This window comes from Dactylosporangium sp. McL0621 (genome assembly GCF_049995355.1).
GTDB lineage: Bacteria > Actinomycetota > Actinomycetes > Mycobacteriales > Micromonosporaceae > Dactylosporangium.
Genome location: NZ_CP188259.1, coordinates 5998867 through 6011820, shown reverse-complemented (window position 1 = coordinate 6011820; position 12954 = coordinate 5998867). Strand labels below are relative to the sequence as shown.

13 protein-coding genes are annotated in these 12954 nt (G+C 72.7%); 7 read left to right on the top strand and 6 right to left on the bottom strand.

What is annotated here, in order from left to right; translation table 11 throughout:
• Positions 1-266 precede the first annotated feature (266 nt).
• Together ACPPVO_RS28485 and ACPPVO_RS28480 are read right to left on the bottom strand one after the other, a co-directional pair.
• Positions 267-677, bottom strand: coding sequence for a VOC family protein (locus ACPPVO_RS28485; protein ID WP_426514214.1), 411 nt, complete (start codon positions 675-677; stop codon positions 267-269).
• A gap of 193 nt (positions 678-870) precedes the next feature.
• Positions 871-1821, bottom strand: coding sequence for an AraC family transcriptional regulator (locus tag ACPPVO_RS28480; protein WP_426514213.1), 951 nt, complete (start codon positions 1819-1821; stop codon positions 871-873).
• A gap of 42 nt (positions 1822-1863) precedes the next feature.
• On the opposite strand from ACPPVO_RS28480, the gene ACPPVO_RS28475 reads away from it, so the two are divergent.
• A complete protein-coding gene (locus ACPPVO_RS28475; RefSeq protein ID WP_426514212.1) occupies positions 1864-2976 on the top strand; it encodes a saccharopine dehydrogenase family protein in 1113 nt (370 codons plus the stop codon).
• Positions 2977-3207: 231 nt separating this feature from the next.
• Here the strand turns inward: ACPPVO_RS28475 and ACPPVO_RS28470 are convergent, their stop codons facing one another.
• Both ACPPVO_RS28470 and ACPPVO_RS28465 read right to left on the bottom strand, forming a co-directional pair.
• A complete protein-coding gene (locus tag ACPPVO_RS28470; RefSeq protein WP_426514211.1) occupies positions 3208-3993 on the bottom strand; it encodes a putative bifunctional diguanylate cyclase/phosphodiesterase in 786 nt (261 codons plus the stop codon).
• Between the two features lie 584 nt (positions 3994-4577).
• Positions 4578-5972 (bottom strand): cation:dicarboxylate symporter family transporter, encoded by a 1395-nt coding sequence (locus ACPPVO_RS28465; RefSeq protein ID WP_426514210.1) that lies wholly within the window; start codon positions 5970-5972, stop codon positions 4578-4580.
• A gap of 54 nt (positions 5973-6026) precedes the next feature.
• Between ACPPVO_RS28465 and ACPPVO_RS28460 the strand changes: the two genes are divergently transcribed.
• From ACPPVO_RS28460 to ACPPVO_RS28450, 3 genes are read left to right on the top strand one after another with little or no spacing between them, the layout of a single operon-like run.
• Positions 6027-7610, top strand: a complete 1584-nt coding sequence (locus ACPPVO_RS28460; protein WP_426514209.1) for a sensor histidine kinase — start codon at positions 6027-6029, stop codon at positions 7608-7610.
• Positions 7607-8284, top strand: coding sequence for a response regulator (locus ACPPVO_RS28455; RefSeq protein ID WP_426514208.1), 678 nt, complete (start codon positions 7607-7609; stop codon positions 8282-8284). The genes ACPPVO_RS28460 and ACPPVO_RS28455 overlap by 4 nt, the downstream gene beginning before the upstream one ends.
• A 10-nt stretch (positions 8285-8294) precedes the next feature.
• A complete protein-coding gene (locus ACPPVO_RS28450; RefSeq protein WP_426514207.1) occupies positions 8295-8621 on the top strand; it encodes a TraR/DksA family transcriptional regulator in 327 nt (108 codons plus the stop codon).
• Positions 8622-8694: 73 nt separating this feature from the next.
• Here the strand turns inward: ACPPVO_RS28450 and ACPPVO_RS28445 are convergent, their stop codons facing one another.
• Together ACPPVO_RS28445 and ACPPVO_RS28440 are read right to left on the bottom strand one after the other, a co-directional pair.
• Complete coding sequence (locus ACPPVO_RS28445; RefSeq protein WP_426514206.1) at positions 8695-9084, bottom strand: hypothetical protein; 390 nt, start codon at positions 9082-9084, stop codon at positions 8695-8697.
• A gap of 337 nt (positions 9085-9421) precedes the next feature.
• The gene (locus tag ACPPVO_RS28440) at positions 9422-10615 is read right to left on the bottom strand and encodes a hypothetical protein (protein ID WP_426514205.1); all 1194 of its coding nucleotides are present in this window, start codon (positions 10613-10615) and stop codon (positions 9422-9424) included.
• Positions 10616-10805: 190 nt separating this feature from the next.
• Between ACPPVO_RS28440 and ACPPVO_RS28435 the strand changes: the two genes are divergently transcribed.
• From ACPPVO_RS28435 to ACPPVO_RS28425, 3 genes are read left to right on the top strand one after another with little or no spacing between them, the layout of a single operon-like run.
• Positions 10806-11072 (top strand): TauD/TfdA dioxygenase family protein, encoded by a 267-nt coding sequence (locus ACPPVO_RS28435; RefSeq protein WP_426514204.1) that lies wholly within the window; start codon positions 10806-10808, stop codon positions 11070-11072.
• Complete coding sequence (locus ACPPVO_RS28430) at positions 11069-12004, top strand: sulfotransferase family protein (protein WP_426514203.1); 936 nt, start codon at positions 11069-11071, stop codon at positions 12002-12004. Before ACPPVO_RS28435 ends, ACPPVO_RS28430 begins: the two co-directional genes overlap by 4 nt.
• Before the next feature lie 17 nt (positions 12005-12021).
• The gene (locus tag ACPPVO_RS28425) at positions 12022-12897 is read left to right on the top strand and encodes a hypothetical protein (RefSeq protein ID WP_426514707.1); all 876 of its coding nucleotides are present in this window, start codon (positions 12022-12024) and stop codon (positions 12895-12897) included.
• Positions 12898-12954: the final 57 nt, after the last annotated feature.

The following is a 12954-nucleotide window of genomic DNA, read 5'->3' as shown; positions in this document are numbered from 1 at the left end:
AGCGGACCAGAAGCTGCCAGCGAGCCCGGGGCGGCCCGCGAGGCAGGCGCCGTCGCGAACCATGCGCTGACGGCGGACCAGGCGGTGCCGGCGAACCAGGCGGTGCCGGCGAACCAGGCGGTGCCGGCGAACCAGAGGCTGGCGGCGTGGTGGGCGCTGCCCGCGAGACAGCGGCTGCCCGTGAGGCAGGGGCCGCCGGGAGCTAGAGGCTGTACGCGAGCCTGGGCTGCCAGCCAGCCCGGGCGGGCGGCGCGCCGGTGGCCTTGTCAGTCGGTCTCGTCGCCCTCGAAACCTACCAGCCAGTGAAGGCCGTAGCGGTCGATGACCTGGCCGTCGGAGGCTCCCCACGGGCGGCGCTGCAGGTTGTCCACCACTCGGCCGCCTTCCGCGAGGGCGGCGAACCACTTGCGCAGGACGGACGGGGCGGCGGCACCCAGCAGGGACAGCATCAGGCCCTCGGCCCGGAACGGCAGCTTGTCACCCGACGCGTCGGCGGCGAAGAGGGCGACCGGACCGCCCGTGAGGTAGCCGTGGGCGATGGCGTCGGCCGGGCCGTCGGTTCGGTTGAACTCGGCCAGGGTGTGCAGCTGCGCGGCGCCTCCGAAGACGTCGGCGTAGAACGTCAGGGCTTCGCGGGCGTTTCCGGAAAAGTACAGGTAGGGAGTGGGGGCAGTCATGTGATGATCTTACGAGCTCGGGATCAATAGTGGTGTGTTGATGTGACCCCGGCGTGTTGGCTTGATGGAGACGATGGCGAGCCGCACGGTCTCTGATTTGTGACGATCAAGAGGGTCCGTGACAGCCCGGTGTCGGACTGCTGGGGCGATGCATCGTGGAGGTCCAGGACGCCGGTGAGTCCGACGCGACGGGCTACCCCTGAGCTGCGACTGTCCCGTCTGGAGCGGGGCTGCTCGTATCGAATTCCGGGCGCCGGCGGAAGGCCCCTGGCGCGACGCCGAACTCGCGCTTGAAGGTCTTGGCGAAGGCGAACTCCGAGGAGTAGCCGCAGCGTCTGGCCACTGTGGACAGCGGTGCGTCGGTCGCTCGCAGCAGCTTCGCCGCCATGGTCATCCGCCACCAGGTCAGGTACGCCAGCGGCGGCCTGCCTACGAGCGCGGTGAACCGCTGCGCGAACACCGTCCGGGACAGCCCGGCCCGCGCGCCTAGCCCCCGCACCGTCCACGGCGCTGCCGGCTCGGCGTGCATCGCGTGCAGCGCCGCGCTGACGGCGCGATCAGCGAGCGCCGCGGGCCAGCCGGTCGGCGAGCCTGTCGACTGATCGTCGAACCAGGCGCGCAGTATGTAGAGCAGCAGGAGTTCCAGCAGCGCGGACACGCTCGCGGTCGCGCCCGCGCGCGGCTCGGCGAGCTCGGCGCCGAGCAGGTCCACCGCGGTCCGTAGCCGCGGGTGGCGTCCGACGTGGGCGGGCAGGTGCACGATGTCGGGCAGGTCGGCCAGCAGCGGGTGGGGACGCGACCGGTCGAGCAGGTAGGCGCCACAGAGCAGCTCGGTGACGGCGCCGCCGGTGCCTGGATCGTCCTCGCGGTCGCGTCCGCCCACCCGGAACTCGGTGAGGGGGCTGCCGGGATCGTTGGCGAGGGCGTGCCCGGGTTCGCGGGGCAGGAACACGATGTCGCCGGTGGTCAGCCGCAGCGGCTCGGCGTCGGCCGGTAGTAGCCAGCAGGTGCCGCTGAGCACGATGTGGAATCCTGCGCCGTCGGTTGGCGGAAAACGCAGACCCCAGGGCGCGCCCAGCCTGTTGCGGTTCGAGTGAGGACGGCCGTTGCGCATCGTCGTCACTGCGTCGCTCAGCACGTCCATGGCCGCAGCCTACCTCGCGTCCGAGATTCGGAACGATTGAGCATGAACGTCGGATCCTCGGACATGGTTCGTCCGCCTCGTTCGGTCATACCGTCGATCGCGAACACAACAGAACGATCTACGGAGTACCTCATGAAGATCGCACTCAATGGCGCGAGCGGCTACACGGGCCGCCTCGCGGTCGCCGAACTCGCCCGCCGCGGCATCGAAGCGGTGCTCGTCGGCCGAAACCCCGAGCGGCTTCGCGCGGCCGCGGCCGGCACCGGCTTCGAGGTCCGGATCGCCGACATCGGCGACCAAGATTCGCTGGAGGCGGCGTTCGCGGGCGCCGACGCCGTGGTCAACACCGCCGGGCCGTTCGCTCGGCTCGGCGCGCCGGTCGTGCGCGCAGCGGTCGCCGCCGGAGCGCACTACGTCGACACCACGGGAGAACAGCACTACATCAACGAGGTCTTCGACACCTTCACCGGTGCCGCCGTCGATGCGGGCGTGACGGTCGTGCCGGCCATGGCCGACGACGGCGGGCCGAGCGACTTCATCAGCCACCTCGTCGGGGAGACCGTCGGCCCGGTGGACAGGCTGACGGTGGCCCTTTGGTACCGCGACGGCGGCTTCAGCCGCGGGACGCTGCGGTCGCTCGACCCGGACCTGCTGTTCGACGGGGCGCTGCGCTACGAGAACGGCGGCTGGACGACGTACGGTGCGGCGAGCCACGCGACGTGGCGCTTCCCGAGCGGGGACGCGCCCGTCGGGGTGAGCAAGGCGGCGCTCCCGCCGGTGGCGACGGTGCCCAGACACGTGCCGGTCGGACGTATGGAAGGTCTGCTCGGCGGGTCGTTCGACGCGCTGAAGGACGTGATCGCCCCCGCGGTCATCGACTCCCTGCCCGAAGGACCCGACGACGAACAGCGGCGGCAGGGCAGGTGGACGATCTCCGTCGAGGCGTCCGGGCAAGGCGGACGTACCGTGCGTGGCGAGGTCGAGGGCACGGACGGATACGGCAAGACAGCGGTGATCGCGGTGGAGGCGGCGCGGAGGCTCGTGACGGACGGGGCCAAGGCCGGCGTTCTGGCACCGTCGCAGGCATTCGGCCCGGAGTCGTTCATGGACTTCCTGTCCGGGCACGGGGTGCGGTGGCGGGTCACGGAGGGCTGAACCCCGCAACGAACCGAACCGTTTCACGCCGCCCGGGAAGGGCGGCTGCACCACGACGAGCCGGTCCAGGTGGTTGCGGGAGATCCGGTGAAGACAGAATGGGATAGGGCCGCACGGGCCCTCTTGATCGTCACAAATCAGAGACCGTGCGGCTCGCCATCGTCTCGATCAAGCCAACACGCCGGCGTCACATCAATACACCATTATTGATCCCGAGGTCGTTAGGCACATCTACGAAAGGGCCGCTGTTGCGCGGCGGGTGCCCAGCCAGTTGACCACGTCGTCGGCGGGCATGGGGCGGCCCAGGTAGTAGCCCTGGATCTCGTCGCAGCCCAAGGCGTTCAGCTCGTCCCAGGTGGCCGCGTCCTCCACGCCCTCGGCTACCACGTGCATGCCCAGATTGTGGCCCAGGTCCACGGTGGAGCGCACGATCGCCAGCTCGCTGCTTCGCTCGCGCATGTGGGTGACGAAGGAGCGGTCCACCTTCAGCTCCTGCACCGGGAGGTTCTTCAGGTAGGCCAGGGACGAGTAGCCGGTGCCGAAGTCGTCGATCGACAGGCGGACGCCCAGTACGTGCAGGCGGTTGAGCACCTCGAGGGCGCGCTCCGGGTCGGACATGATGACGCTCTCGGTGATCTCGACGACCAGGCGGTCGGCCGGGACGCCGTGCTCGGCGGTGAGGCGCTCGATCTCCGACGGCAGTTCGAGGTCGAGCAGGCAGCGGGCCGAGACGTTCACGGCCACCGAGACATCGTGGCCGGCCTCGCGCCAGGAGCGGCAGTCGCGCAGGGCGGTGTCGAGGACGTACGACGGCAGCTGCCGGATCAGGCCCGTCGTCTCGGCCAGCGGGATGAACTCGTTCGGGCCGAGCAGGCCGTGCTCGGGGTGCTGCCAGCGGACCAGGGCCTCGGCGCCGATGACGCGCCCGGTGCCGGCGTCGGCCTTGGGCCGGTAGAAGATGACGAGCTCGCCGGCCGCGATCGCGCGGCGGAGCTGGCCCAGCAGGGCCAGGCGCACCGGGTTGCGGTGATCCAGGCCACGGACTCGCCGGCCAGCACGCACGTGGCGGTCACGAAGAACACCGAGCGGACCATGCCCGGCCCGTGCGGGGTCAGCGTCAGCGGCACCCAGTAGGCGACCGCGAAGGCGGGGCTGAGCACGAAGGTGGTACCGCGCCGCTGGGCGCTGCCGATCCAGACCGCGACGAGGAAGTAGAAGATCGAGGCGAGGTACGGGTCCGGCTCGGTCCAGTTGCCCACGCCGAGCAGCGCCGGCGCGGGCACGAGGGTCCAAAGCGAGGCCCGGCGCGGCCAGCGGTGCCACGGCAGCCGCCAGAGCACGGCCCCGGTGAGGATGCCGACGACGCCGGCGCCGAGGAGCAAGCCGGCCATCAGCGGCGTGACGTCGGTCAGCGACGGGGCGAGCGCACAGGTCAGCAGGCCGCCGACGACGAAGATGGCACTGATGGCCCACCCGGGGCAGCGTTCGGGCACTCGACGTCACGGCCCTCCATCGGACCGTACTCCGCTGCCTGAACCCCGGGGCCAGGCCTGCACCCGAACTGCTCCCCAGGGGCCGGGCGGCCCCTGGGGAGCCTGAGGTCAGGACGCCTCGGAGGGCTCCCGAGGCGCCGGCGCGACCGCCGGGGAGTCAGCCGCCGGGGCCGGCTCGTCGCGCGCGGTGTGCTCGTCGAGCATGGTGTGCTCGTCGAACGGGGCCCGGCCGGCCAGGACCTCGTCGCAGCGCTCGCGGTCGAACTCGCCCGTCCACTTGCCCACCAGGATCGTGGCGACCGCGTTGCCCGCGAAGTTGGTCAGGGCCCGCGCCTCGGACATGAAGCGGTCGATGCCCACGATCAGGCCGACGCCGTCGACCAGCTCCGGGCGGTGTGCCTGCAGCCCACCGGCCAGTGTGGACAGTCCGGCGCCGGTGACGCCCGCGGCACCCTTGGACGCGATGATCATGAAGGCCAGGAGGGAGATCTGCTGGCCGATGCTCAGCGGGCGGCCCAGCGCGTCGGCGATGAACAGCGACGCCATGGTCAGGTAGATCGCGGTGCCGTCGAGGTTGAAGGAGTACCCGGTCGGCACGGTCAGCCCGACGACCGTGCGCGAAACCCCGGCGTGCTCCATCTTCGCGATGAGCCGCGGCAGAGCCGACTCCGACGAGGACGTGCCCAGGATGAGCAGGAACTCCCGCGCGAGGTACCGCAGCAGCAGCAGGATGTTGATCCCGGCCACGGTGCGCAGCAGCACACCGAGCACCAGGAACACGAAGATGGCGCACGTGAGGTAGAAGCCGGCCATGATCTGCAGCAGGCTCTCGATCGCGCTCCAGCCGCCGGCCCCGACGACCGCGGCGATGGCGCCGAACGCGCCGATCGGGGCCAGCCACATGATCATGGCGAGGATGCGGAAGACGAGCTTCTGCAGGTGACCGACGCCGGCCAGGACCTTCTGCCCCGACTCTCCGATCGCGTGCAGCGCGAAGCCGACCAGCAGCGCGATCAGCAGCGTCTGCAGCACCTTGCCGGCCGTCAGCGCCGAGAAGAAGCTCGTCGGGATGATGTCGAGCAGGAAGTCGGTGGTGGAGCCGGAGCCGCTGGCCGCCTGCTTCTCCGCGGCCGCCTTGGCCGCGGCGGTCAGGTGCAGGTTCGACCCGGGCTGCAGGATGTTGCCCACGACGAGGCCGACGGCGAGGGCGACCGTGGACATGACGAGGAAGTAGCCGAGCGCCAGCCCGCCGACCCGGCCGACCCGGGCCACCTTGCGCACCGAGCCGATGCCCAGCACGATCGTGCAGAAGATGATCGGGCTGATCATCATCTTGATGAGGTTGACGAAGCCGGTCCCCAGCGGCTTGGCCTCCAGCGCCGCCTTCGGGGCGAGCAGGCCGAACACGGCACCGGCGATGACCGCCACGATCACGGCCAGATACAGGAAGTGCGTGCGGTCGCGCCGCCCGGCGGGGGCGGGCGCGGTCTCCGGGGGTGTCATGCCCAGAGCATGCAAGGCGCAGTGACCTGCGTCACCGTTCTGTACATTGCGTTCGTGGCAGTCGTGTCCCCCCGGCGCTGGAGCCTGGCCCGTCAGCTCTTCGGCCTGCAGCTGACGGTCATCACCGTGCTCGTCGCCGGCACGCTCGTCGGCGCGTACGTGCAGGCCGACCGGGCCAGCCTCGACGCCGCCCGGCAGAAGGTGCTCGGGATCGCCTGGACCGTCGCCGACTCGCCCGCGGTGCGCGACGGGCTCGCGGCGCCCGACCCGACCGCCGTCCTGCAGCCGCTGGCCGACCGGCTCAACCGCGACGCCGAGACCGACTTCGTCGTCATCATGACGACGGGCGGCATCCGGTACACCCATCCGGACCCTCGCCAGATCGGCGGGCACTTCCTGGGCACCATCGATCCCGCCGTGCACGGCCGGCCGCTGACCGAGACCTACACCGGCACGCTCGGCGCGTCGATGCGGGCGGTCGTACCCGTCCTGGCCGGGGACCGGATCGTCGGGCTGGTCTCCGTCGGCATCCGGCTCACGTCGGTCGCCCGGCAGGTCCGCGGCCGGATCCCGGCGCTGCTCGTGACCGCCGCCCTCGCGATGCTGGCCGCGGCGGCCGGCTCCTGGCTGGTGAGCCGCTGGCTGCGCCGCCGCACACACGATCTCGGGCCGGCCGAGCTGGCGCGGATGTACGAGTTCTACGACGCGGTCCTGCACGCGGTCCGCGAGGGCCTGCTCCTGCTCGACCGGCACGGCCGCCTGCTGCTGGCCAACGACGAGGCCCGGCGCCTGCTCGCGCTCGGCGAGGACGCACTGGGCCGCCCGATCGGGGCCGCCGGGCTGCCCGCCGCGCTCGGCGGCGCCCTGGCCGAGGGCCGCTCCCGCACCGACGAGATCCACCTGGCCGGCGACCGGATCCTCGTCATCAACCAGGCGCCCGCGGCGGCCGGCGGCGACGGCGTGCTCGGCACCGTCGTGACCCTGCGCGACCACACCGACCTGCAGGCGCTCACCGGCGAGCTCGACTCGGTGCGCGGCTTCGCCGAGGCCCTGCGCGCCCAGGCCCACGAGGCCGCGAACCGCCTGCACACCGTGCTGTCCCTGATCGAGCTGGGCCGCACCGAGGAGGCGATCGAGTTCGCCGCCAACGAGCTCGCGGTCGCCCAGCGGCTCACCGACCGCGTGGTCGGGGCCGTGCGGGAGCCGGTGCTGGCGGCGCTGCTGCTCGCCAAGGCCGCGCAGGCCGCCGAGCGCGGCGTGGAGCTCGAGGTCGCTCCGGATGCGGAGGTACCGGAGGCAATGCTCCCGCCCGGGGACCTCGTCACGATCGTGGGCAACCTGCTCGACAACGCCATCGACGCCGCCGTGGCCGCCCCGCCCCCGCGCCGGGTCGAGTTCGCGGCGCTGCGGCGCGGTCGTGAGCTCGTGCTGCGCGTGGCCGACAGCGGCCCCGGCCTCGACCCCGCCGACGTCACGCACGCCTTCGAGCGCGGCTGGTCGACCAAGCCCGCCGCCGCGGTGCCCATGGGCCGCGGGCTGGGCCTGGCGCTCGTCGGCCAGGTGGTGCACCGCCACGGCGGCGCCATCGACGTCGACGGCGCCGCCTTCACGGTGCGGGTCCTGGTCGGTGCCCCGTGATCCGGGTGCTCGTGGTCGAGGACGAGCCCATCGCCGCCGACGCGCACGTGATGTACGTCGAGCGCGTCCCCGGCTTCGCGGTGGCGGCCAAGGCGGCGACGGCCGCGGAGGCGCTGCGCGTGCTGGAGCGCGAGCGCGTGGACCTGGTGCTGCTGGACATGAACCTGCCCGACATGCACGGCATGGACCTGGTGCGCGCGATGCGGGCGGCCGGCCACCCCGCCGACGTGATGGCGGTGACCTCGGCCCGCGACCTCGACGTCGTGCGCGCCGCGGTGTCGCAGGGCATCGTGCACTACCTGCTCAAGCCGTTCGCTTTCGCGGCGCTGCGCGAGAAGCTGGAGCGCTACGGGCAGTACCGCACCCGGCTGGCGCGCTCGGCGGCCGTCGCCGACCAGGGCGAGGTCGACGGGCTGCTGGCGATCCTGCGCGGCCGCTCCCCGACCCACCTGCCGAAGGGCATGAGCCCCGAGTCCCTGGCGGCGGTCTCCGACCTGATCCGGGAGGCGTCCGGCGGCCTGTCCGCGGCCGAGGTCGCCCAGTCGCTGCAGGCATCCCGGGTCACCGCGCGCCGCTACCTGGAGTACCTCGCCGAGCGCGGCGCGGCGGCCCGCCATCTGCGCTACGGCAGCGGCGCGGGCCGGCCGGAGGTGGAGTACCGCTGGGTCCCGTAGGGTCGGAGGCGTGGACCGGGACCAGCTGCAGCGCCGCCGCGACGAGGCGGCGGCCGAGGTGCGGGCGCTGGAGTCCGACCTGCGCGCGGTCTTCGAGGCGTCCCGCGAGTCCAACGCCGACGACGAGCACGACCCGGAGGGCAGCACCATCGCCTACGAGCGGGCCCAGCTGACCGCGGTCCTGGAGGCCACCCGCCGCCGCCGGACCGACCTGGACGACGCGCTGGCCCGCCTGGACGCGGGCACCTACGGCGTCTGCGAGCGCTGCGGCCGCCCGATCCCGCCCGAACGCCTGCTGGCCCGGCCGGCCGCCCGCACCTGCGTGGCCTGCGCCTGAGCGCCCGGCCACACGCACGCAGCACGGCCGGTCACCCCTCCACAGGAGACCGGCCGTGCTGCTGTCCGTGGTTTCAGCTCGCGGCCTCGAGCTCGGCGTTCGAGCCGCTGAAGACGGTGCCCTGGGCGAACGCGCTGCCGAAGCGCTCCTGCAGGGCGTCGAGCTCGGAGAACTCGGCCTGGTGCGAGGACTCGGAGCCCTCGGCCGCGAACACGTGGTCGTCGACCGACGCGTCGTGGCTGTAGTTCGTGTAGTCGTCCGACTCGTAACGCACGCCCCCCGGGACCTCGTACTCCTCGTGGCGCCCCTGCGCGAAGTCCGTCGACTCGGCCGCCGAGTGGTCCTGCTCGTACACCCCGAACTGGCTGCCGGCGTCCAGCTCGGAGCCCGAAGCCTGGTGCAGCTGGTCCAGCTCGCCGCTGTCCTGGCCGGCCTCGTACTGCCCGTAGTCGACGTCGCTCATGTCTCTATCTCCCTGTCATCAAAGGCAACTCGGTGATGACAAGAACGTTAGGGAACGGCAAGATCCCGCAAATCCCGGAAACGTGCCACGAGCTAGGGAGGAGAGCGCGATGTCCGGGCGTACGGGCGCGGCCGACCGGGTCGTCATGTTGTACCGAACCGGGTCGCGGGTCGAAGGGGCCGGGATCGAGGTCGACCGGCACGGAGGGATCGTGAGCGTGGTGCAGGGCGGGAGGCGCGGCCGGGCGGCCGCGGCGGCGCCGGCGAGTACCGTTCGCCTGCGTAGGCTCACACTGGTACACGCACGAGCGGCCGCCGCGGTTCCCGGATGGACGGGGTCAGCAGGCGGGCGCGGTGCCGCCGGTGGTCTTCGACACGTACGAGTGGCTGATGTACTGGCCGGTGCCGATCCGGTCCCAGCGCGTCGTGGTGCCGTAGGGGCCGGCCACCGACTGGCCGGTGACCCAGCACTCGATCGGCACCTGCGCGTAGGTGGCGGCGTAGCCCTTGCTCGCGAAGGTCGTTCCGGCGCCGGCGCGGATGTTCAGGGGCCCGCTGCCGATGACGCCGCGCACGCCGCTGCCCGTCCAGAGGTACGCGACGTCGACCCACGAGTTGTCGGTGAGCTGCAGGCCGTCCCAGAACACGCCGTCGCCCAGGTCGATGCCGGCGGGGTTGGCGACGGTACGGCCGAACTGGTCCTTGCCGCCGTTGTAGCCGCTCTGGTACGCCGCCTGGGCCTCGGGGCGGCCCTGCGGCAGGTCCTTCCACGACTGGCGGGTGGCGGCCGGGTTCCAGTAGTCGTCGGTGGTGTTCCACGGCCCGACGTCCCACACCGGCGCGAACTCGCACCGCGCGCCGCTGGTGGTGCAGACCCGCACCGTGTAGTCGCCGGTGCCCTTCGGCGCCAGGCCGCGGCGCGACGGCAGGGCCACGAAGTGGTCGCGGCTGACGATGACGTGGCCGTTGGCGGTGGTACCGCCGACAAGCCCCTCGCGCGTCGCGTAGACCCGGTACACGTTGCCGGCCGCCGCGAGCCCGGCGGGCGCCGTCCGGTGCGAGGCCACCAGCGCCACCGCGCTCACGGCCGCACCCGCTCCGGTCAGCACGACCCGCACCTGGACGGTCGCCACGTCCTGGGCGAGCGCGGTGCCGGCCGGCGTCCACTCCGACCAGGTCTCGTCGGCGCTCTCGCCGCGGTACTCCACGTCGACGCCGGTCGTCGCCGTCGTCGTGAACGCCCGCACCAGGTTGGCCGGGGTCGTCAGCGCGTGCGGGGCGAGCACGAGCATGCCGGACACGACCGGCGCGCGCTGGCCGTCGGGCACCTGGGTCGGGTCGGCGATGCGCAGCGCGCCGTTCCAGGCGACGTTGACGTCGTCGTCGCCGATCGACGCCAGGGTCGCGCCCCACGTGTTGGCGGGCGTGTCGTCGGTGACCGGCGGTCCGGGGTTGGCGCCGGCCGGTCCGGCCGCGAGCCCGATGAGCAGCGCGGCGAGGACGGGGGTGAGAAGTTTTCGGGGGGTCACCATGTCCCGTGACATAATCACCATTATCGATGTCCGTCAAGATGTTCCGGTGTCATGATTGGCCCCGGGCCCATTGCATATCCACCCGGTAGGCATTGACGGGAAGCGCCCTCATTGTCTACCGTGACGGCATGAATTCGCTCCGGGTGACCTGTCGGCGGCACGTCGACTGCGGCCGGACCTGTGCGTGCCCGTGTCCGGCCCACGCCGTCTGACCGCCGCGCCCCGCCCCGCCCGCAACCCGGCCGTCGCCGGGCGCCATCCCGTGCCCTCATCCCCGGAGCCCTACGCGCACCTGGCCAAGCCCGAGCACATCGTGCGGCACCGCCGGCGCGCCGGCGACGTGGCGATGTGGGACAACCGCAGCACCGCGCACTACGCCAACCGCGACTACGGCCCCGCGCACCGGGTGATGCACCGGATCACCCTGCGCGGCGACGTCCCGAGAGGGGTCTCATGAGCCTTCCCGACTTCCTGATCGCCGGGGTGCCCAAGGCCGGCACCTCGGCGCTGCACGGGGCGCTCGCCCCGCACCCGGGCCTGTTCCTGTCCGCCGTGAAGGAGCCCAAGTTCTTCCTCTCGGACGGCCCGCCGCCGCGGCACGGCGGCCCGGGCGACGTGCAGACCTACCAGGAGCACGTCTGGCGCCGGGAGGACTACGAGGCCCTCTTCAGCGAGGCCCGGCCGGGCGCCCGGCGCGGCGAGTCGACCCCGTTCTACCTGCACGACCTGGACTCGCACGCCCGCATCGCCAAGCTGCTGCCCGACGTGAAGATCATCCTGGTGCTGCGCGACCCGGTCGACCGCGCCCACTCCAACTGGGCGCACCTGTTCGGCGCCGGCCTGGAGTCCGAGGCCGACTTCCTGCGCGCCGTGGAGCTGGAGCCGCGGCGCAAGGCCGCCGGCTGGGCCGCGTTCTGGCACTACACCGGCCTCGGGCAGTACGGCTCCCAGCTCGAGCACCTGCTCACCCACGTCGACCGCGCCCGCGTGCTGCTGCTGCGCTACCGCGACCTGCGCGACCGCCCGGCCGGGACGCTCGACCGGGTGTGCACGTTCCTCGGCGTCGAGACCGGCCTGCTGGCCGAGGCCCCGCCGGAGAACGTGCGCCGGTTCGTCGACGACACGCCCGCGAACGCCGTCATCCGGCTCGCGTTGCGCACCGGCGGGCGCATCGGGCACCATTTCCCCCTGCCCGTGCGCAAGGCCGTCCGCACGCCGGTGCTCGGCCTGCTGCACCGCCGGCACGGGTCACGGCCGCGGGTGACCCCCGCGCAACGGGCGACCCTGCTGCCTCGTTTCGCCGATGAGATCCGCAAGCTGGAGGAAGTGAGCGGGGAGTCGTACGCCGACTGGCTCAGCCTCGAGCACGCCAGCCGCTACCAGCCGTGAGGGGACGTACCTTGTCTGTGCCACCACTGCCCCGCCTGCACGACTCCGCCGTGGCGGTCGCCCCGCCCGACGGGGGCACCGGTACCTGGGCGGGCGCGCCGAGCGCGTGGCGGGACGGCGACGAGATCTACCTCGCGTACCGCCTGCGCCGCCCCATCGGCGAGGGCCGCGGCTACGCCAACGTCGTGGCCCGTTCCACCGACGGCGTCCGGTTCACCCCGATCGCCGAGGTGCACAAGGACCGCTTCGGCGGCGCCTCCCTCGAGCGCCCGGCGCTCGTGCGCACGCCCGGAGGACCGTGGCGGCTGTACGTCAGCGTGGCGACCCCGGGCACCAAGCACTGGCGCATCGACGTCCTCGAGGCGGCGACGCCGGACGAGCTCACCGACGCCCCGGCGAAGACCGTCCTGCCCGGCGACCGCACGATCGGCGTCAAGGACCCGGTCGTGTACTTCGACGGCGCCGCCTGGCACCTGTGGGCGTCCTGCCACCCGCTCGAGTCCGACGAGCACGCCGACCGCATGTCCACCTGGTACGCGACAAGCCCCGACGGCCTCGCCTGGCAGTGGCGGGGCGTCGCGCTGAGCGGCCGCCCGGGCGCGTGGGACGCCCGCGGGGTCCGGGTCTCGTCGGTCCTGCCCACAGTGGACGGTGTTGTCGCGACCTACGACGGCCGCGCGACGGCGGAGGAGAACTGGGAGGAGCGCACGGGCGTGGCCACGGGCACGTTCGACGCCCTGACCGCGACGGACGGCGAGCCGCTGACGTCGCCGCACGCGCCGGGCGGGCTGCGCTACCTGAGCGTGGTCGCCCTCCCGGACGGCCGCCACCGCGTCTACTACGAGATGACCCGCGAGGACGGCGCCCACGAGCTGCGGACCGAACTGGTCTGACGCTCATTCGCGCGGCCGGTGTACGGGATTCGGCGGCATCCGGATCAACCGAGTGCC

Coding starts and splice junctions, on each gene's coding strand:
- ACPPVO_RS28475 (WP_426514212.1), top strand. CDS start 1,864: ATGAACGTCGGATCCTCGGACATGGTTCGTCCGCCTCGTTCGGTCATA.
- ACPPVO_RS28445 (WP_426514206.1), bottom strand. CDS start 9,084: ATGAGCGACGTCGACTACGGGCAGTACGAGGCCGGCCAGGACAGCGGC.
- ACPPVO_RS28480 (WP_426514213.1), bottom strand. CDS start 1,821: ATGGACGTGCTGAGCGACGCAGTGACGACGATGCGCAACGGCCGTCCT.
- ACPPVO_RS28485 (WP_426514214.1), bottom strand. CDS start 677: ATGACTGCCCCCACTCCCTACCTGTACTTTTCCGGAAACGCCCGCGAA.
- ACPPVO_RS28430 (WP_426514203.1), top strand. CDS start 11,069: ATGAGCCTTCCCGACTTCCTGATCGCCGGGGTGCCCAAGGCCGGCACC.
- ACPPVO_RS28465 (WP_426514210.1), bottom strand. CDS start 5,972: ATGACACCCCCGGAGACCGCGCCCGCCCCCGCCGGGCGGCGCGACCGC.
- ACPPVO_RS28440 (WP_426514205.1), bottom strand. CDS start 10,615: ATGGTGACCCCCCGAAAACTTCTCACCCCCGTCCTCGCCGCGCTGCTC.